The 18135-nt window shown below is 50.3% G+C and carries 17 protein-coding genes; 5 read left to right on the forward strand and 12 right to left on the reverse strand.

The features are described from left to right. Positions 1 to 12: 12 nt before the first annotated feature. From gspG to gspC, 5 genes are read right to left on the reverse strand one after another with little or no spacing between them, the layout of a single operon-like run. On the reverse strand, positions 13 to 450 hold the full coding sequence (gene gspG, locus C6Y40_RS01820; RefSeq protein WP_105933058.1) for a type II secretion system major pseudopilin GspG: 438 nt from the start codon (positions 448 to 450) through the stop codon (positions 13 to 15). Next, a complete protein-coding gene (gene gspF, locus C6Y40_RS01825; protein WP_105933059.1) occupies positions 450 to 1673 on the reverse strand; it encodes a type II secretion system inner membrane protein GspF in 1224 nt (407 codons plus the stop codon). Before gspF ends, gspG begins: the two co-directional genes overlap by 1 nt. Further along, entirely contained in the window at positions 1673 to 3232 is a 1560-nt protein-coding gene (gene gspE / locus C6Y40_RS01830) for a type II secretion system ATPase GspE (RefSeq protein ID WP_105933060.1), read from the reverse strand. Before gspE ends, gspF begins: the two co-directional genes overlap by 1 nt. After that, positions 3229 to 5256, reverse strand: coding sequence for a type II secretion system secretin GspD (gene gspD, locus C6Y40_RS01835; RefSeq protein ID WP_420836919.1), 2028 nt, complete (start codon positions 5254 to 5256; stop codon positions 3229 to 3231). Before gspD ends, gspE begins: the two co-directional genes overlap by 4 nt. A gap of 60 nt (positions 5257 to 5316) precedes the next feature. Continuing rightward, positions 5317 to 6285, reverse strand: coding sequence for a type II secretion system protein GspC (gspC, locus tag C6Y40_RS01840; protein WP_105933062.1), 969 nt, complete (start codon positions 6283 to 6285; stop codon positions 5317 to 5319). A 139-nt stretch (positions 6286 to 6424) separates the two neighbouring features. Between gspC and hslR the strand changes: the two genes are divergently transcribed. The 4 genes from hslR to C6Y40_RS01860 all read left to right on the forward strand — a co-directional run bounded on the left by hslR (position 6425) and on the right by C6Y40_RS01860 (position 9377). Beyond that, a complete protein-coding gene (hslR, locus tag C6Y40_RS01845; RefSeq protein ID WP_105933063.1) occupies positions 6425 to 6823 on the forward strand; it encodes a ribosome-associated heat shock protein Hsp15 in 399 nt (132 codons plus the stop codon). Between the two features lie 27 nt (positions 6824 to 6850). Beyond that, a complete protein-coding gene (gene hslO, locus C6Y40_RS01850) occupies positions 6851 to 7750 on the forward strand; it encodes an Hsp33 family molecular chaperone HslO (RefSeq protein WP_105933064.1) in 900 nt (299 codons plus the stop codon). 11 nt (positions 7751 to 7761) lie between these two features. Next, positions 7762 to 8004 carry a hypothetical protein gene (locus C6Y40_RS01855; RefSeq protein WP_105933065.1) on the forward strand — a complete coding sequence of 81 codons (243 nt, stop codon included), beginning with the start codon at positions 7762 to 7764 and terminating at the stop codon, positions 8002 to 8004. A 188-nt stretch (positions 8005 to 8192) separates the two neighbouring features. Beyond that, on the forward strand, positions 8193 to 9377 hold the full coding sequence (locus tag C6Y40_RS01860; protein ID WP_105933066.1) for an MFS transporter: 1185 nt from the start codon (positions 8193 to 8195) through the stop codon (positions 9375 to 9377). Here the strand turns inward: C6Y40_RS01860 and envZ are convergent. From envZ to C6Y40_RS01885, 5 genes are all read right to left on the reverse strand, one after another. Then, complete coding sequence (envZ, locus tag C6Y40_RS01865) at positions 9374 to 10714, reverse strand: two-component system sensor histidine kinase EnvZ (protein WP_105933067.1); 1341 nt, start codon at positions 10712 to 10714, stop codon at positions 9374 to 9376. The two genes, C6Y40_RS01860 and envZ, sit on opposite strands and share 4 nt — an antisense overlap. An 8-nt stretch (positions 10715 to 10722) precedes the next feature. Next, complete coding sequence (gene ompR, locus C6Y40_RS01870) at positions 10723 to 11448, reverse strand: osmolarity response regulator transcription factor OmpR (RefSeq protein WP_105933068.1); 726 nt, start codon at positions 11446 to 11448, stop codon at positions 10723 to 10725. A gap of 117 nt (positions 11449 to 11565) precedes the next feature. Then, positions 11566 to 12822, reverse strand: coding sequence for a sodium:proton antiporter NhaD (gene nhaD, locus C6Y40_RS01875; protein WP_105933069.1), 1257 nt, complete (start codon positions 12820 to 12822; stop codon positions 11566 to 11568). A 383-nt stretch (positions 12823 to 13205) separates the two neighbouring features. Continuing rightward, positions 13206 to 14102 carry a phosphoribulokinase gene (locus C6Y40_RS01880; protein WP_105933070.1) on the reverse strand — a complete coding sequence of 299 codons (897 nt, stop codon included), beginning with the start codon at positions 14100 to 14102 and terminating at the stop codon, positions 13206 to 13208. A 108-nt stretch (positions 14103 to 14210) separates the two neighbouring features. Continuing rightward, positions 14211 to 15224: an ion transporter gene (locus C6Y40_RS01885; RefSeq protein WP_105933071.1), complete on the reverse strand. Its 1014-nt coding sequence runs from the start codon at positions 15222 to 15224 to the stop codon at positions 14211 to 14213. 174 nt (positions 15225 to 15398) lie between these two features. On the opposite strand from C6Y40_RS01885, the gene C6Y40_RS01890 reads away from it, so the two are divergent. Beyond that, positions 15399 to 15641, forward strand: coding sequence for a superinfection immunity protein (locus tag C6Y40_RS01890; protein ID WP_105933072.1), 243 nt, complete (start codon positions 15399 to 15401; stop codon positions 15639 to 15641). On the opposite strand, the gene C6Y40_RS01895 is transcribed toward C6Y40_RS01890, so the two are convergent. Together C6Y40_RS01895 and purD are read right to left on the reverse strand one after the other, a co-directional pair. Beyond that, positions 15638 to 16655, reverse strand: a protein-coding gene (locus C6Y40_RS01895; protein WP_105933073.1) for an IS630 family transposase whose coding sequence is annotated in 2 segments (ribosomal slippage) — positions 15638 to 16210 and positions 16212 to 16655 — 1017 coding nt in all. Because the reading frame shifts where the segments join, the coding sequence is not laid out codon by codon here. The genes C6Y40_RS01890 and C6Y40_RS01895 overlap by 4 nt on opposite strands. 171 nt (positions 16656 to 16826) lie before the next feature. After that, positions 16827 to 18125, reverse strand: a complete 1299-nt coding sequence (gene purD / locus C6Y40_RS01900; protein WP_105933074.1) for a phosphoribosylamine--glycine ligase — start codon at positions 18123 to 18125, stop codon at positions 16827 to 16829. Between the last annotated feature and the right edge of the window lie 10 nt (positions 18126 to 18135).

The raw sequence follows: 18135 nt of genomic DNA on the forward strand, positions 1-18135 counted from the left end.
CAGCGTAATGCCTTAATTCAGGTAGTCGTTGATGTTCCAGTTACCAATATCGTCATCAGTGCCGGGTTCACCATCCGGGCCATTAGAAAAGATATCAATGGTGCCCATTTCTCCCGGGCTGATAAGCACGTAAGGATTACCCCATGGATCGTCCGGTAAACGCTTGATGTAACCATCTGCAGGATAATTACGCGGAATAGGGTCCAGAGTCGGCGCACTTACCAGGGCATCAAGCCCTTGTTCGGTGGTAGGAAAACGGTTGCTTTTAAGCTTGTACATTTCCAGCGCACTTTCCAGTTGCTGAATATCCACGGCCGCTTTTTTAAGCTGTGCTTCTTCCTGATTGCCCAGGATTTGTGGAGCGACCATCGAAGCGAGGATACCAATGATCAGCAGCACCACCATGATTTCGATTAAGCTGAATCCCGACTGTCGTTTAAGCATTTTCATTACACATTCACCATATTATTTAATGCCAGAATTGGTTGGATAATGGCCATGACGATAAATAAAACCACGCCGGCCATTGTTACAATGAGCAAAGGTTCAAACACCTTTAGTGAGACACTGATTAGCGACTCAAATTCCCTGTCCTGATTATCGGCAGCCCTGCCAAGCATTTGTTGTAACTCACCCGAGCGCTCACCCGAGGCAATCATATGCATCATCATCGGCGGAAATATCCGGGTATTATCCAGTGCGGCTCGCAGGCTGGACCCTTCTTTTACGTGCACTGCCGCTTCGGCAATACGTTCTTTAATATACAGGTTTTGCAGTACATCGGTTGAAATACGCATGGACTCAAGCAGTGGCACGGCACTGGCGGTAAGAATACTTAAGGTTCTGGCAAAGCGCGCGGTGTTAAGCCCTCTGGAAACTTTGCCAATCATGGGCACCTTCAGCAGAACCCGATGATAGCGCAGACGTATAGCGGGCTTCTGAATAAGACGTTGAAACATAATGACAAGCAGCATGATAACGACCAGCAAATACAGCCCGTAATTTTGCATCCACTCACTGATGGCGATAAGCACCGTGGTAATGGTGGGCAGGTCCTGACCCATGTGATCAAACTGCCCGACGATTTTGGGGACCACTACGGTAAGTAACACCACCACTATCATCATGGCGAAAAACATCATAATGGCAGGATAAATTAAGGCCTGAATCACCTGACTGCGGGTTTGCTGGCGCCTTTCGGTGTAGTCGGCCAGGCGGTTTAATACGGTATCCAGATGCCCTGACTTTTCGCCGGCTGCGACCATAGCGCGGTATAAATCATCGAATACGCTGGGAAATTCGCTGAGTGCGTCGGCCAGGGTGTAACCTTCAACCACGCGGCTGCGAACCGCCATCATCATATTTTTATGGCGCGGCTTTTCACTTTGCTCGGCAACGGCGAGTAGCGCTTCCTCAATGGGTAATGCTGATTCAACCAGGGTGGCAAGCTGACGGGTAAGCAATGATAAATCACTGGCGGAGATACGCGGGCGAAACAGCTGAAATCCTGAAGATGACTGCTTAGCGCTTTTCTCGGCGACCTGCTCAACTTCCAGCGGCACCATGCCTTTTTCACGCAGCTGCTGGCGGATTTGCCGGGCGTTATCGCCCTCCAGAACGCCACTTTTATTGCGCCCGTTGGCGGCAATGGCTTTGTATGCAAAAGCGGCCATTAATCCTCCCGGGTAACCCGCAGCACTTCTTCCAGCGACGTTTGTCCGCTGAGTACTTTATGGCAACCGTCTTCACGAATACTCGGCGTGGTCTGGCGAATATATTTTTCGATAGCCTGTTCACCTTTGCCTTCATGCATCATGGTGCGTACCGCTTCATCAACAATCAGCAGTTCATGAATACCAGTACGGCCACGATAGCCGGTTTGATTACAGGCTGCACACCCTTTAGGTGAATAGATCACTACATCCGTTGCATCGCTTAAGCCCAGTATCTGCGCTTCCTGCTCGCCGGGTGAATGCGGTGTTTTGCATTCCGGGCACAGTGTACGTACCAGACGCTGTGACAGCACGGCCAGTAAGCTGGATGACAGCAGAAACGGCTCTATACCCATATCTTCAAGACGGGTAATAGCACCGGCTGCGGTATTGGTGTGCAGGGTAGATAATACCAGGTGACCGGTTAAACTGGCCTGCACCGCAATCTGGCCGGTTTCGATATCACGGATTTCCCCCACCATGACCACATCCGGATCCTGACGAAGAATGGCCCGCAAACCCCGGGCAAAGGTCATTTCTACCCGCGGATTTACCTGGGTCTGACCAATACCCTGCAAATCAAATTCGATGGGATCTTCCACCGTCATGATGTTGCGATCTTTGGAATTAATTTCGCTGAGGCCCGCGTAGAGCGTGGTACTTTTACCGGAGCCGGTTGGCCCGGTGACCAGGATAATGCCGTGCGGTTTACGAATTAAGGTAGAGAAGTGATCGCGGTTAACCTGGGTCATACCCAAATCAGTTAAATTTAACCGGGCATTATTTTTGTCGAGCAAACGCAGCACTACCCGCTCGCCATGGCTGGAAGGCAAGGTAGATACCCGCACGTCAACCGCGCGACCGGCAATACGCAGCGTGATACGGCCATCCTGGGGTACGCGTTTTTCAGCGATATCCAGTTTCGCCATGACCTTGATCCGAGAAACCAGCATGGAAGACAGTTTGCGGTTAGGGCGCAGAATTTCGCGCAGTACGCCATCCACCCGGAATCGCACTACTAACTGATTCTCAAAGGTCTCAATGTGGATATCCGACGCGCCTTCTTTGATGGCTTCGCCGAGCATGGCATTAATGAGTTTAATGATGGGTGCGTCGTCTTCGCTGTCGAGCAGATCTTCGGTATCCGGCAGTTCTTCAGCCAGCGAGAATAAATCACTCTCGTTACCCAGATCTTCCATTAATTGTTTGGCTGCCGATGAATCGCGCTGATAAGCCTGGGTTAGCAAAGGCTCAAACTGGTCTTGCGGGAGCTCCTTAAGCACCAGTGCACCGGCATGATAACGACGGACTTCACTAAAGATTTCCAGTGGCGTATCGCTGGTGTGATAGAGCAATGCAGGCTCCTGATTGAGCTCCAGCAACACTTTGTGCCGCTTGGCAAAACCAAAGGGCAACTGTTGATCGTCTATCGTGTCTTCCGGTAACAGCTCTTCTGCCGATTCAGCAGCCACGCTGGCTACTGATTCGGTAAGTTCGGGCTGCTTGGTTTCGGTGCTCATTCGTTGCCATCCTGGGCTTTTTGCTGAGCTTCTTCCTCTTCGCGACGCTTCAGGTAATCTTCATAGGTAGGCGGCAGCGCCAGGCTGTCGTCCCACTTTGGTAATACCGGCGTTTCGGTGCGAGGCATCAGTGCAACGCCACGCGACTGGCGCTCAAGCTGCTCAGCACGGATATAATTGTATTTACGCTTGCTGATTTCATTCATGGTGACGCCATCACGAATGATTTTGGGGCGTAAAAATACCATCAGGTTGGTTTTGCGCTTGCTGCTGCTGGTAGATTTAAACAGATGGCCAAGAATCGGAATGTCACCCAGTAAAGGCACCTTAGATTCACTCTCCTGAATATCTTCGTCAATCAGGCCGCCAAGCACAATGGTGCCGCCGTCATCCACGATAACCGTGGTTTTGATTTGACGTTTGTTAATTGAAATATCCACCGAAGTGGCACCGGATACGCTCGAGACTTCTTGCTCGATGGTTAGCTGAATGGCGTTACCTTCGTTGATTTGCGGGGTAACCTGCAGCTTAATACCCACTTCCTGACGATCGACGGTCTGGAACGGGTTAGAGTTGTTGTCGCCGGTAGTCTGGCCGGTGATCACCGGTACTTCCTGACCCACAATAAAGAATGCCTCTTCGTTATCCATGGTGGTTAAATGCGGGGTCGCCAGAACGTTTGAGTTGGTATCGTTACTAACGGCCTGCACCACTGCGCCCCAGCCATTTTCCACAATCCCGGCGATCAAACCGTTAGCACCGCCAAGCAGGTTGGCGAGGGTGGTGAAATCGCCCTGGGTGGTATCCTGAGTTGTTACTACCTCACCGTTTGCGGTGACATAGGTTGACTGAGTTGTCTGATCTTCTGCCTGACGCAAGGCTACACCCAGCGCGCCTACCGGTACCACGCCGTTATTAAACTGCGTACCGCCTCCGGCTTCTGACACAAATTGCATGCCCAGAGACGTACCGTCGCCTTCGTACATTTCAACAATAATGGCTTCAACCTGTACCTGAGCACGGCGAATATCCAGCTGGCGAATCACCTCTTCTAGTGAGCGCATCATATCCGGCTCTGCGGTGATCACCAGTGCATTGGAGTCTTCGTGTGAATCGATACTGACATTACGATTAGAGGAAGTACGTCTGGCATTGCCGGCGCCGGCGGTTTCTTCTGCCTGTATACTGTCACTTACGCCCTGCAACACTTTCACCAGATCTTCGGCTTTGGCGTAATTGAGGAAAATAACCCGGGTATTGCCGTTGGTTTCGAGTTCCTGGTCCATGCGCTGTACCAGGTTAATCAGGCGTTTGCGGGCTTTGGAGTCGCCGCTTACGATAATGCTGTTGGTGCGGTCATCGGCTACTACGCGGGGTTCACTTTTACCGCCCGCAGCTTGCTTACCCTGGGATTTGTTGATGCTTTCAATGATGCGCACCATTTCTGAGGCTGAGGCAAATTGCAGCTTCACAATGTCGACTTCTTCGTCACCGGCGCGGTCAACCCGTTCAATGATTTCTACCAGGCGGTTTACTACGGCTGCGCGGCCGGTCAGCATCATTACATTCGATGGGTCGTGGCTCACCACGTTACCACCACCGGCCTGATCGTTGAGCTGGCGTAAAATCGGTGCAAGCTCACGTACTGGCACGTTATACACCGGGATTACGCGGGTGATCATTTCGTCGCCGTCGAGATTCGCGTTTTCCACCACCGGAATATTGGAGGTTTTGGCGTCTTTGGAGCGGACTACCTTTAAAATACCGTTGGGCATTTCAACCACGGCAAAATCGTACACCTGCAGCACGTTTAAGAAGAACTGATAATACTGTTCCTCATTCAGCATGTCGTAGCTGATGACGCTGATTTTGCCTCTTACATTGGGGTCTACAATGATGGTTTTTTGCAGGTTCTTACCAACAATCGTAATAAATTCGTTGATATCCGTATCCTGAAATTTGGGCATACGATCGATTGCCGCTGCCTGCACACACATTAATGTGGTGCAGATTGCTACGCTCATTCGGGTCAACCAGGTTCGACCAACTCGCCTCATGTTTAATTCCTGTTTTACTTGCTTAAATTATTGCTCTGGCATGTCCAGATACAGTGTAATGTACTCGCCTTCGCGGGTCACCGTCAGCTCGATGGACTGCGCTGTTCTTAATTCGCCCATGGCCTCTCTGGCCTGCGCCGGATCGGTTAAGTCCAACCCGTTTATCTGGATCACAATGTCGCCGTTTTGTAACCCCACCGACTCAAATAAGCTGGGGTTCTTACCCGGTTTCACTTTATAGCCGGCCATCTGGCCGCCTTCGAGTGCCGGGGTCACGGTAATAAAATCAATAAAGCTGGATGGGCTCTCACGCAGCGCCTCGGTGGCTGCCACGGCTTCGTCACTTAACTCGCGAGCCGGCTGCGGACTGTTATCAATTCTGCCCATGGTTGCAGTACTTTGGTTATTGCCGCGGGTAATTCTGCCGGTTGCCGGTGATTGTTGTGCAGCGCGGCGCTTGGTAAAATCCAGACCATCGAGCATCAGAGTTTCGTGGCGGCCGCCATTTTTAATAATAACGCGGTCGGTATGAACCTGAGAAAGCGTGGCATTGGTACCTTCAATCTTCTCGCCAATGGCGTAGGTTGCCTGTTTGCCGCGGTTTTCAATGATGGCGGTACCCTGATCTTCAGCGCTGGTCGATACCACACCGGACAATACCAGATTAAGCTGAGTTTCCGGTGCGTCGGTTATAGTTTCCTGGACTGGCGGTGGTACCGCTTTATTTACTTCGCCAAATAAATTCAGGCGTTGTATTTGGCTAATGTCGACCCCACGTTGGGAGTTTGATGATGACCCGGCGGAACGGGGGCCAGCGGCGTTGAGCCCGGCTAGGCTGGCATTGCTATCTGGCTCGGGAATGAGTTTCCAGGTGATTTCAGCAGCGAAAGCAATGAGATACAGGCACAATAACACCACCACCGCGAGTCGAATGCGGGGTTGGTGAGCGCTAAATAAGGCCGGTAAATTTTGTAAGCTGGATTGATTTAATATCATCTGAAAACAACTAATTGGTGAACAAATAACCGCGAAAAAACGTTCCCATCATAGCCTAGTCTGCGCGGGGGCAACAACATTAATCCGATCAGGTTAAAATTATATTACAGTTTAGTAATTAAACGCATGAGAACAACCGATGGCTAATGATGCAACCAATGAACTAAAGGTCCGGCTGGACAAATGGCTCTGGGCAGCGAGGTTAACCAAAACCCGTGCACTGGCAAGAGACCTGATTCAGGCCGGAAAAGTTCACTACAACGGGCAAAAAAGCAAACCGGGTAAAATTGTTGAACCCGGTGCGGCCATCCGGGTGCCTGCTGGCTGGGACGTTAAAGAGCTTATCGTTCAGGGCGTTTCTGAAAAACGCCTGCCGGCGAAAGACGCTCAGCTATTATATGAAGAGACGCCTCAGAGCATCGCTAAAAGGGAAGAGAATCAGGCCGCCCGAAAATCGCAAAGCTTCCATAATCCGCGACCGGAAAGCCGCCCCGACAAAAAGCAGCGTCGCGAACTTATTAAATTTAAACATCAGTGATAACACTGATGAAAGACAGGAAAAACCATGAATCAGTTTGATCAGTTACATCGTTATTTATTCACTGACGCCAGCGTGCGCGGTGAATTGGTTAGATTGCAGGACACGTTAAAGCCAATCGTGCATAGCACCGACTATCCGTTGGCCATCCAGCAACTGCTGGCCGAGATGGCCGCAGCCACCAGTTTGTTAACCGCTACGCTGAAATTTGAAGGTGAAGTAGGGCTACAAATTCAAAGCCAGGGTAAAGTGCGTTATGCCGTAGTTAATGCGACCCACGAACAAACCCTTCGGGGCGTGGCCCGCTGGGATGAGGAAGCCGATTTATCGACTGCCAGCTTCGCCGAACTGGTGGCTAATGCTGTCCTGGTTATTACCATTACGCCTACCGAAGGAGAGCGTTATCAGGGCGTTGTGGCGCTCGATAAAGGCTCGCTGGCGGGCTGTATTGAAGATTACTTCGAACGCTCAGAGCAATTGGCAACCCGCGTATTTATCCATACTGACTTAGCAGACAAGGACGCGCCTAAGGTAGCCGGGATGTTTTTACAGGTAGTACCAACCAGCAGTGAAGCCACTAACGTGACTGCCGACAGTGAATTTGAGCACCTCTGCACCTTAACTGAAACCATGACACCCGAAGAGTTGTTTGCTTTGCCTGCACAGGATGTTTTGCACCGGTTGTACCATGAACAAACCGTTGAAGTGTATGCGCCGGAAGCGGTAACCTTTGCCTGTACCTGCTCACGTGAACGTAGCGCCGAAGCATTGCGCAACATCGACAAAGCTGAACTGCTGGCGATTATCAAAGAAGAAGGTTCAATTAACATGAACTGTCAGTACTGCCATACAGAGTATCGCTTTGATGAAATTGACGTGGAAGCGTTAAAGAGCGGCTATAACAGTGCACCAGAAGCCTCACAGTAAGCGGTTGATTGATGGCTGATTTTCACATTAGAGCGCTTGAGCTGGCCAGAGCCGGTGACTGGGATGGCTCTCACGATTTGGTTCAGGACTATAACGATGAATTTTCCTGCCTGATCCACGGCTACCTGCACCGGGTTGAGGGGGATGAGTTTAATGCCCGTTATTGGTATACCCGGGCTGGCACTACAATGCCGGCGAATTCACTGGAACAAGAGTTGGCGCGCCTGGAGAGTCTGGTGGGCGGCAACGGCTAGCCGAGCGTAGTTAATCCTTTTCTTATACTTTCTTTTGCATGCGGCGGTGATTACCAGATTTGTTAAGTACATTAACGAAATCACTCGCTGCATACGAATTCTTATTGATGTGCCCACAGGTTCGATGCTATTGCTAGCGTAGCCGACTCTCACCTGAGAGCCGGACTGATACGTCTTATGGAGAAACAATGAATCGAACCCTGGCTACCACCGTAATATTCAGCGGCTTTTTTCTGCTCGGCATCCTGTTGCTGATGTGGGGGATCCTGCTGCCTCGTATGGCGGCAGAGCTGACTATGAGCAGTTTTGTTAGCGGTGCATTGTTTACATTGTTTTCACTGGGCATGATGATGGGCGCGATTATTGGTGGCAAATATGCGTCGCGATTTGAGTTCTTGCCGTTGTTTGCCAGTTTGTCGCTGGTAAATGCCCTGTTCATCGTTATCGCCGGCTTAATGCCAAACTGGCCGGGATTGCTGGTGATTGTGTTTATTGTTGGGGTGTTGAGCTCCTGTAAAATTACCATTGGCCATACGGTAATCGCCCAGCTCTATGTAGAAAAACGCTTTGCCATGATGGGCATTATGGACTTTATGTTTAGCCTGGGCACGCTGGTGGCGTCTTTCTACGTGTCGCTTATCTTCTTGTGGCAGGCTAACTGGCGCTTGCCGCTGCACTTTCTGGCCGGTTTGTGGGTTATTCTGGCGCTGTTTACTTTTCTCAGTGTGCGCAATGCCAATGCAAAATTACCGGTTGAGAAACAGCAGGAGTCGGCGCCTAAGCAAACCCTGGCGTTTGCCACTATCGTGCGTCAGCCGGTGTTTTTATTGTTGGCGGTAGCCAGTTTTGGCTATGGTGCGGTGGAATTTGGTACGGTTAACTGGTTTGTGAGTTACGCACAGCAGGGCCTGGGCTTTGATGGTGATGCAGCCCGCTTGCTGCTAGCTGGTTTTACCGGTGGAATGGCGTTGAGTCGTTTGACCTTTGCGTATTTTCTGCGCTGGTTTAGCGTGCACCGGTTAATGGTGGTGCTGGGCACCATGTTGCTGGCCGGTGCCATTATTGCCAAGCTGGGCGATACCTTTATGCCGATAATGCTGGGTAACTTCCTGTTAGGTCTGGGGCTTGGCGGCCTCTTCCCATTAATCCTCTCTGCCGCCATGAATATCGACAGCGAAAAAGGCCCGTTGTTATCAGGAATAACCATTCTCGGGAATGCCATGGGGGTGCAACTGGTGTCGCTTGGTACCGGTGCCTGGGCCGGGATAGCTTCTATTCAAGTGGCTTACTGGGCTGTGCCGATGGCAGCGGTGCTACTCTGGAGTGCCACCTGGTTTTACAGTCGCATTATTAAGCGAGGTCAGGTGTATTAGAGCCCCTCGCTGGGCAGCCAGAACTCAGCAATCAGGCCTTCTTCGGGGTGATTGCGCAGGTTAATCTGCCCGCCATGCATCTCGATAATACGCTTGGTGATGGCCAGTCCTAGTCCTGAACCGCCGGAATTGCGCGCTGAGTCGCCCTGAGAGAATGGGCGGAAGACGTTTTCCAGACTATCCTCAGGAATGCCCTGACCAAAGTCCCGAACTTTACAGACCACCCGGTTTTGCTTCTTGTCAAAATAGGTGGTGATTTCTATATGGTTACTGCCGTAGCGGAAGGCGTTTTCAATCAGATTATCCAGCACCCGTTTGAGGGCGACTTTACGCAATGGAATATTCGGCAGTGGATTGAGCTCCAGGTGAATGGACTGACGGTCTTCCGCGGAGGGATTAAACTGCTGATTGGTGTTACGGGCATCGGTTAATTCGGTAATTAACGGGTTCAGGTTGGCAATGGTCTGGCGTTCCTGTTGTTCCTGCCGGGCATACTCGATGAACTGATCAATAATCGCATTCATGTCTTCGATATCGCTGACGATGCCTTCTTTCACCCAATCCTGATCCTCGGGCAGCATTTCGGTGGCCAGGCGAATACGGGTAAGTGGGGTGCGCAGGTCGTGGGAAATCCCCGCCGTCATTACCATTCGATCATGCTCTAACTGCTTTATCCCCTGGTTCATGCGGTTAAACGCTTTGGTTACCTCAATCATTTCGCTGGTGCCATCTTCTTTCAGCGGTGGTGGGAACTGCCCCCGGCCCACTTTGATTGCAGCGCGCTGCAGTGCGCTCAATGGCCGGTTAAGGCGAAAAACAAACAGCCAGCCGCCACCCACACTTAAAATACCAATTAGCAACAGATACAGGGTTAATGGGAAGATATTGGCTTCACTTAAGCCGTACACCGGTACGCGGATCCAATTGTCTGGCAGGCTGGCGATTTTGATCCAGACATAATAAGGCGTGGATTGCTGATCAAGCTGGGGCGCACTAATGCGCACTTCGGCTTTTTCGTCCAACTGCTCGGTGACCTGGGCAGACATAAACTGATAAAAGGTAGCCTGCCCCAATCTGGCAGCCTTTGCTTCGGTATCAGTAAAAATGCGAATACCGGTTTGGGCTTTTAAGGTACGCAGGTATTCCGGGTCGTTGAGTTCGTCCACGTGAGTTTTGAGTGTGGCAGCCTGGGTGGCAATCAGGCTGTTGATTTGCTCGTAACTGGGCCGGATAAAATACATGGTGACCGACAGGTAAGAGACGACCTGGTTGATCAACAATAAAACGCCAATCAGCAGTACGGTTTGGCCAAAGGCGCTTTTAGGGAGTAATCGCACGGGTCAAGTTACTGGGCAACCGCGCCATCCGGCACGAACACATAACCTAAACCCCATACCGTCTGGATGTAACGTGGATTGGCTGGATCTTCTTCCAGCATACGGCGCAGGCGGGATACCTGAACATCGATGCTGCGTTCCAGAGCGCTGTAGTCACGGCCTCTGGCCAGATTCATTAGTTTGTCACGGGACAACGGCTCACGTGGGTGAGTGACCAGTGATTTTAATACTGCAAATTCGCCGCTGGTAAGCGACAGGGATTTGCCGTCGTCGGTCATTTCGCGGGTGGCCAGGTTTAACCGGTAACTGCCAAACTCGACAATTTGCTCTTCCATGGATGGTGCGCCGGGGGCCTCGTGTGTCTGACGACGCAGTACTGCCTTAGCGCGGGCAAGCAGTTCCCGTGGATTAAAAGGCTTTGGCAGGTAGTCGTCGGCGCCCATTTCCAGGCCGATTATGCGATCGACCTCATCGCCCTTGGCGGTTAACATAATAATGGGCATCTTGCTTTCTGCCTGACGCATACGGCGGCAGATAGACAGGCCATCTTCACCGGGCAGCATCAGATCAAGGACCATCAAATGAAAGTTTTCACGTTCTAACAGGCGGTCCATCTGCTCGGCATTCGCCGCGCTTCTTACCTGAAAACCCTGCTCTACCAGGTAGCGCTCAAGCAAGCTACGTAACCGCATATCGTCATCGACGACTAATATTTTTGATGTTTCCTGACCCATTTCTGCCTCACTGACAACCGCGTTCCGGTATCACTATAACCCTAAGTGATACCGGACAAAAGTGCTCAGATGTTTCGAACCGGCACGGATTGTTACAAAGCGTGTCAGGCGTGTAATTCAGGCAACGCCGGGCATGATATACGTGGCTACTCCATAAACCAGTGCATAGCCAACGGAATAGGCAATAAGCAACAGCAGGAAGTACTTGCCATAACGGGCGAAGCTCAGGCCCTTTACTTTACTCATGGTCACAATCCCGGCTGCCGAGCCGATGATGAGCAGCGAGCCGCCTACGCCTACGGCATAGGTCAGTAACATCCATTCACTCACCGACATGCCGATATTGGCCTTAAGCAACGCCGCCGTTAGCGGTACGTTATCGATTAGTGCGGAGGTTGCACCCATCACATAATTGGCAATCAACGGCGGGAAGACCTGGTACAGGTAAAGCAGCGAGTGCAAGGCTTCGATATGCTCCAGCATACCCACTAACAGCAGCACTCCCAGGAAGAACAACAAGGTATCAAACTCTATGTAGCGGATGTAATCCATAATGGGGTCCTGATCGTCATCTTCGCCCATGTGGTTGGCTACCAGAAACATAATCGCCATACCCGCAAGAAAGGTCAGCATGGGCGGAATGGCATATAACACGTTAAGGATAAGCGTTGAGATAATGGTGGTTAAGAAAATACCGGCGATCACGTAGTCGATAGTGTTGGTGGCATAGGTCGTTTTACGAATCTTTACCTTACCGGTCATGCCGATGCTTAGTAATCCGGTGAGTACCATGACGGCCAGGAAGGAAGGCACCAACAGCCAGAACAGCTGGGTAATGGTGACTTTATTCTGCATAAAGATCATCAAAGTGGTGACATCACCGGTAATCAGCGACACGCCACCGGAATTAACCGCGAAGACCACCAGTACCGCAAAGCGCATGGTTTGATTAAACGGCAGTCCCAATGATAGCACCATGGCGATAGACACCAGCGTAGCGGTAATGTTATCTGCCAGCGAGGAAAAGCAAAAACTGAACAGTGCGGTTATCAACATCAGCTTTTTGAGTGAAATGTTGGTTGGCATCACCAGGTTCAGCATATTGGCAATCAGCCCCTTACGGTTGAGATAGGCCACAAAGGTCATGGCCGCCACCAGGAATAACCACAGGGTGGAGATTTCGGTAATGTTATGCAGTAAGCCTTCGTTAACCGCGTCGGTTGAGGCCGGGCTGTCGGCAGAGATAAAAAGAATCATCCAGGCCAGCGTGCCAAAAAACAGGGTGATCTTTGCCTTGTTGATATGCAGGACTTCTTCGAACATCACGCCAAGCAGGGCCAGGGCGGCCAGGGTAATAAGAATGGTATCTATCATGAGGGGGATTCCGCAATTTCAGTGGCCGTATTTTACGGCGAAGCCCTCGTCAGTAAAGGGCTAAGCGGTGAATAAGTGTTGTCAGGCGTTAATAGTTAGTATTCATTTTGGTTATTAAATACTTTGGTCTTACGACCTTAGCGCTAGACTTTTAAACCCGTTGAATTCGACGGGTTTAATAAAAGGGAGATTAAAAATTGAACAGGTTGAAAGGAGTGACTATACTAAATTTGTCTCCGAGCAGATATTCGCCGCGCTTGAGCTGTAGGGGTACAGCGATGCGGCGTCTTATTCGAAATTGGTTGTGAACCGCTAAATAATTATTATTTCAAAGTCATCGAATTCGATGACTTTGGTAAGCAACTGGTTTCAACATTTTTGTGCTACTGCACCCAATCCATTTGATAGCCCCGGCTTTTCTTGCGCTTCATCAAATCTTCAATCAGTGGCGTTAAGATTAACTCCATGGCCAGGCCCATCTTACCGCCCGGTACCACCAGTGTGTTGATGCGCGACATAAAGGAGCCGTCGATCATTTGCAGCAGGTAAGGGAAGTCGACGTTTTTCATTTCACGGCGGAAACGCACCACCACGAAGCTTTCATCCTGAGTGGGTATTTCTCGGGCGCTGAACGGGTTTGAGGTATCTACCGTGGGAACACGTTGAAAGTTAATGTGGGTGCGGGAAAACTGTGGCGTAATATAATGGAAGTAATCGTCCAGACCACGCACAATGCTGCTCATCACCGCTTCCCGGGAATGGCCCCGATCGGTGGTATCGCGCACGATCTTTTGAATCCACTCCAGGTTAACAATAGGCACCATGCCGACCAGTAAATCTACATACTGAGACACGTCGATGTCTTCGGTTTTTACGCCGCCATGTAACCCTTCGTAAAACAATAAATCCGTATCGTTAGGTAATTCCTGCCAGGGTGTAAAGGTGCCTGGCATCTGATTAAATGGCACGGCATCATCGAAGGTATGCAAATACTGGCGAAACCGGCCAGTGCCATCTTCAGCGTATTGGCTGAATAAAGTTTCGAGCAACGAGAAATCATTGGCTTTTGGGCCAAAGTAGCTGATGTGACGCCCTTGTTCCTGCGCTTTACGTATTTCTACTTCCATTTCCGGACGGGTAAAACGGTGGAAGCTGTCGCCGCCAACATAAGCCGCATCAATTTTCAGGTTGCGAAATATATGCCGAATCGCATTGGTGGTGGTTGTGGTGCCGGAACCAGATGAACCGGTAATAGCAATAATGGGATGTTTTACCGACATGCGCGCTCTTTTTGGGCTGATGGTGATCCGAAATACCAGACTCTTAGTTGGCCTGTGTCAGATACTCAATAAGATAATCCCTATTTATAAGCTTGTGAGCGCCAATAATCAACCCTGATGCGAATCGGTGGACGGCCCGGGAGGGAGTGATTTTCCGCAGTGAGGGCAGTACTGATAGGGGCTTGCGTGTTGATTATGCTGATTATATTCCTGTGCAATGTCGATCAATAAATTGGCCTGATCGTCGTCGAGCCCAAGGGTTTCCCGCAACTGATTCAAACGCGATAATTCGTGTGGTGACAGGCTGCCATCGGCGATGACTTCCATTACATGCTTACGAAAGGTATCGCGCCGCAGGCGTAATTGCTCGGATAAACGGGAAGCCAGAATACCTGCTGGTAAAGCAAATATCCCAACCCCTAAAATAGTTATCGCACCGCTGAATATCTTACCCAGCGGCGTAATGGGCGTTACGTCGCCGTAACCTACGGTGGTCAGCGTATTGATTGCCCACCAGAGTGCAGCCGGAATGCTGCCAAAGGCTTCTGGCTGGGCGCGTTGTTCTATGTAATACATACCGGTGGCGGCGAGCACCATTACGATAACCAAAACCGACACCGCGGCTGCCAGCACGCGTAGCTCTTTACGAATAACGGTGTACAGCAGATTAACTGAACGGGAGTAACGCCCGAGTTTAATCAGCCGGGTAAGCCGCAATAACCGTAAAATACGCAAATCGAAAGCAATGAACATGCTCAGGTAAAAGGGCAGTATCGCAGCTAGATCCACCAGTGCCATGGGCGTAAACATATAGCGTAAACGCTGCTGCCAGGATTTGCGGTATGGTGCCTGGCGATAGCTGACGGTTTGCGGAGCACTGGTGGCGCTCCATACCCGGGCTAAATACTCCAGGGTAAACACCAAAACCGAAAAGATCTCAAATGCATAGAGTTGAGGGTGCCATTGCCGGTGTAGCGATTCAACCGTTGATGCCATAACAGCCACCGTATTAAGCAGGATAAGAATGATCAGGAACAGGTCAAACAGCCGGCTAAGGTGATCGCCTTTTCGATGGGGCTCAAGAATATGATAAATACGGTTGCGAATTGGCTGGTCGCTCATTAAAACTCCTTAGTACTCCTGTTTTACTCTACCCGCTAGCAATTATGTTGAGCAAGCCTGGCCGGAGAGAGGGCTTGAGCTATCACAATTTTTTGGTATTTAGCGAAACAGTGTAATTTTTCTGCACCATGGAAGACTACCTGTATAACCCTCTTACTTACAGGATATAGGATAATGGAATTTTTAACGCAGCTTTTCGACAATACTTCACCGGCTCAGTTTGCCGTTGTGGGTGCATCGGTGCTATTTGTGTGGTTTTTACCGGCCATGGTGGCAATGATGTTTAACCGTAAACAGGTAAAGTTAATTGCCCTGGCGTGTATACCGGCCGGATTTTCTCTGATCGCCTGGGGCGGCGTAATGGTATGGGCATTTACAGGTAACATGGTTAACCGGTTTAATACCAATCCATCTTAAGTTCTGGTCAGTGATGCCCAGTTTCTTGAACACATATCCATGACCCGCTCAGTGTCACTTCTGAAGTGGTTCCAAGCCGTGGTGCATGCTTCAACGATATCTTCGTATCCCTGGAAGCATCTGTTCGCTAGATGGTGTTGTCGTATCCAACTCCACACCTGCTCTATAGGATTCAGTTCTGGAGAATAGGGGGGCAGTTTCATAATTGTCAGGTTTTGAAAGTCATCGGCTATATCATCAGTATGCCAACCAGCACCATCCATTATCACCACCGCATGACGCCCCTGTTGTGTTTTGTGCGAGATTTGCAAGAGGTGTTGTCGCATGATGTCTTTGCTCACATAGGGAGAAATTAACGCTTCGGTATCGCCAGTGGCAGGACATACTGCCCCAAACAAATGCGCATATTCAAACTGCTGTTGCTTAACGACTCTTGGACGACTCCCCCTAGGCGCCCAGATACGTGTTGTCGTATTCTGCTGACCAAAACGAGCCTCGTCCTGAAACCAAACATCAATGCGATCTAGTGAGAGATGACCCGGAGTGTTAAGGATCGTTTCCAGAAGGAAGTTTTTTATATGCGTCTTGGACGCCTGTTTGCTGTTTAGGATGTCGAGAACGACTTGTTATCCAACTAAACCCCATAGATTTTAGAAGCTTATAGACTGCATTAGGGTGATAGATAGCACCAAACTCTTGCTTTATGTAGGTTAAAATACTTTCCCCAGTTAGCCTACCCCCTTTGTGCTTATCTTCGCTATGTTCTTCGATGTAAGAGCAGAGTTTTTGCTTTTGCCGTTCTGTGAGGTAGCTTATTCGACCTTTTGCTTTTTTGGATTCCAGACCTTCAAGACCAGCTGAAAGGTAATTGGATACCCATAGATTCACACTTGTCCTGCTGACTTTGAGTATTTCAGCGATATAAGTACGGCTCTTGCCGTCAATAAAGTGAGATAGGGCTAACAAGCGCAATCGTTTCCTATTATCTTTTTCGGATTTTGAGAGAGCAAGCAATTGCTCTGATGTATATTTCACGCTATTCGAACTCGGGAATGGAATGTGGTAATTAGATCATAAATCTAGATGGAATGGTATAATAAGAAGCCGGCAACCCAGGAGTAAGGGCTTACTGGTGTGTCAGAAAGAAAAAAGCCGCTCTGGTGAGCGGCTCGTTATTTTCTTACTTTATTTGGCTAATCCAGCCTGTTCCCGCGCCATTGCCCGGTAAGCAATATCATTGCGGAAGTAAACATCTTTCCAGTCAATGGCTTTAACCAATTGATAGGCTTGTTGTTGAGCTTCTGTAACACTGTTACCCAGCGCCGTGGCACATAGCACGCGGCCACCGCTGGTGACGACTGCACCGTCTTTCAATGCAGTGCCTGCATGAAATACTTTGCCGTCCAGTTTCGCGGCTTCGTCTAAGCCTGAGATCACATCGCCTTTGGCATAATCGGCAGGATACCCACCGGCAGCCAGCACTACACCAACGGCAGCGCGGGAGTCGAAGTCGATCTCAATACCTTCCAGCTCACCGTCACAGGCTTTCAGGCAGAGTGCTACCAGGTCAGACTGCAAACGCAGCATGATAGGCTGGGTTTCGGGGTCGCCGAAGCGGCAGTTATATTCAATAACTTTAGGCGTGCCGTCGGCCATAACCATTAGGCCGGCATACAAAAAGCCGGTGTACGGATACCCTTCTTCTGCCATGCCATTAACGGTGGGATAAATCACTTCATCCATAATGCGCTGGTGGATATCAGACGTTACAACCGGGGCCGGGGAGTAAGCGCCCATGCCGCCAGTGTTAGGGCCGGTATCACCGTCACCCATACGCTTGTGATCCTGGCTGGTGGCAAACGCTGAAACGTTTTTGCCATCTACCATTACAATGAAAGACGCTTCTTCACCGTCGAGGAATTCCTCGATAACCACACGGCTACCGGCTTCACCAAAGGCGTTACCAGCCAGCATGTCTTGAATCGCGTCTTCGGCTTCTTCCAGGGTCATAGCAACAATCACCCCCTTACCCGCCGCCAGGCCGTCGGCCTTCACTACGATAGGCGCGCCTTTTTCACGCACATAAGCCAGCGCTGGCTCAATCTCGGTGAAGTTCTGGTAATCGGCGGTTGGGATTTTGTGGCGAGCCAGGAAATCCTTGGTAAAGGCTTTAGAGCCTTCCAGTTGCGCAGCGCCTTTGCTTGGCCCGAAGATCTTAAGACCTTCAGCCTCAAAAGCATCTACCACACCTATTACCAATGGCGCTTCCGGACCAACGATGGTGAGTCCGATAGCGTTTTCTTTGGCAAATGCCACCAATGCTTCTACGTCAGTCGCTGAAATATCAACATTAGTTAAGCCCGCTTCGGTGGCTGTGCCGGCATTACCCGGTGCAACAAATACGTCGGTGACGCCAATGGATTGTGACGCTTTCCAGGCCAGCGCGTGTTCGCGGCCACCACCGCCAATTACAAGTACCTTCATTAAGAGTGTT

Origin of the sequence: Marisediminitalea alba, assembly GCF_002993365.1 — a bacterium.
Classification (GTDB): domain Bacteria; phylum Pseudomonadota; class Gammaproteobacteria; order Enterobacterales; family Alteromonadaceae; genus Alteromonas; species Alteromonas alba.

Coding starts and splice junctions, on each gene's coding strand:
- C6Y40_RS01885 (WP_105933071.1), bottom strand. CDS start 15,224: ATGAGCGACCAGCCAATTCGCAACCGTATTTATCATATTCTTGAGCCC.
- purD (WP_105933074.1), bottom strand. CDS start 18,125: ATGAAGGTACTTGTAATTGGCGGTGGTGGCCGCGAACACGCGCTGGCC.
- gspG (WP_105933058.1), bottom strand. CDS start 450: ATGAAAATGCTTAAACGACAGTCGGGATTCAGCTTAATCGAAATCATG.
- hslO (WP_105933064.1), top strand. CDS start 6,851: ATGAATCAGTTTGATCAGTTACATCGTTATTTATTCACTGACGCCAGC.
- C6Y40_RS01880 (WP_105933070.1), bottom strand. CDS start 14,102: ATGTCGGTAAAACATCCCATTATTGCTATTACCGGTTCATCTGGTTCC.
- gspF (WP_105933059.1), bottom strand. CDS start 1,673: ATGGCCGCTTTTGCATACAAAGCCATTGCCGCCAACGGGCGCAATAAA.
- hslR (WP_105933063.1), top strand. CDS start 6,425: ATGGCTAATGATGCAACCAATGAACTAAAGGTCCGGCTGGACAAATGG.
- ompR (WP_105933068.1), bottom strand. CDS start 11,448: ATGGGTCAGGAAACATCAAAAATATTAGTCGTCGATGACGATATGCGG.
- C6Y40_RS01860 (WP_105933066.1), top strand. CDS start 8,193: ATGAATCGAACCCTGGCTACCACCGTAATATTCAGCGGCTTTTTTCTG.
- C6Y40_RS01855 (WP_105933065.1), top strand. CDS start 7,762: ATGGCTGATTTTCACATTAGAGCGCTTGAGCTGGCCAGAGCCGGTGAC.
- gspC (WP_105933062.1), bottom strand. CDS start 6,285: ATGATATTAAATCAATCCAGCTTACAAAATTTACCGGCCTTATTTAGC.
- C6Y40_RS01890 (WP_105933072.1), top strand. CDS start 15,399: ATGGAATTTTTAACGCAGCTTTTCGACAATACTTCACCGGCTCAGTTT.
- gspE (WP_105933060.1), bottom strand. CDS start 3,232: ATGAGCACCGAAACCAAGCAGCCCGAACTTACCGAATCAGTAGCCAGC.
- gspD (WP_420836919.1), bottom strand. CDS start 5,256: ATGAGCGTAGCAATCTGCACCACATTAATGTGTGTGCAGGCAGCGGCA.
- nhaD (WP_105933069.1), bottom strand. CDS start 12,822: ATGATAGATACCATTCTTATTACCCTGGCCGCCCTGGCCCTGCTTGGC.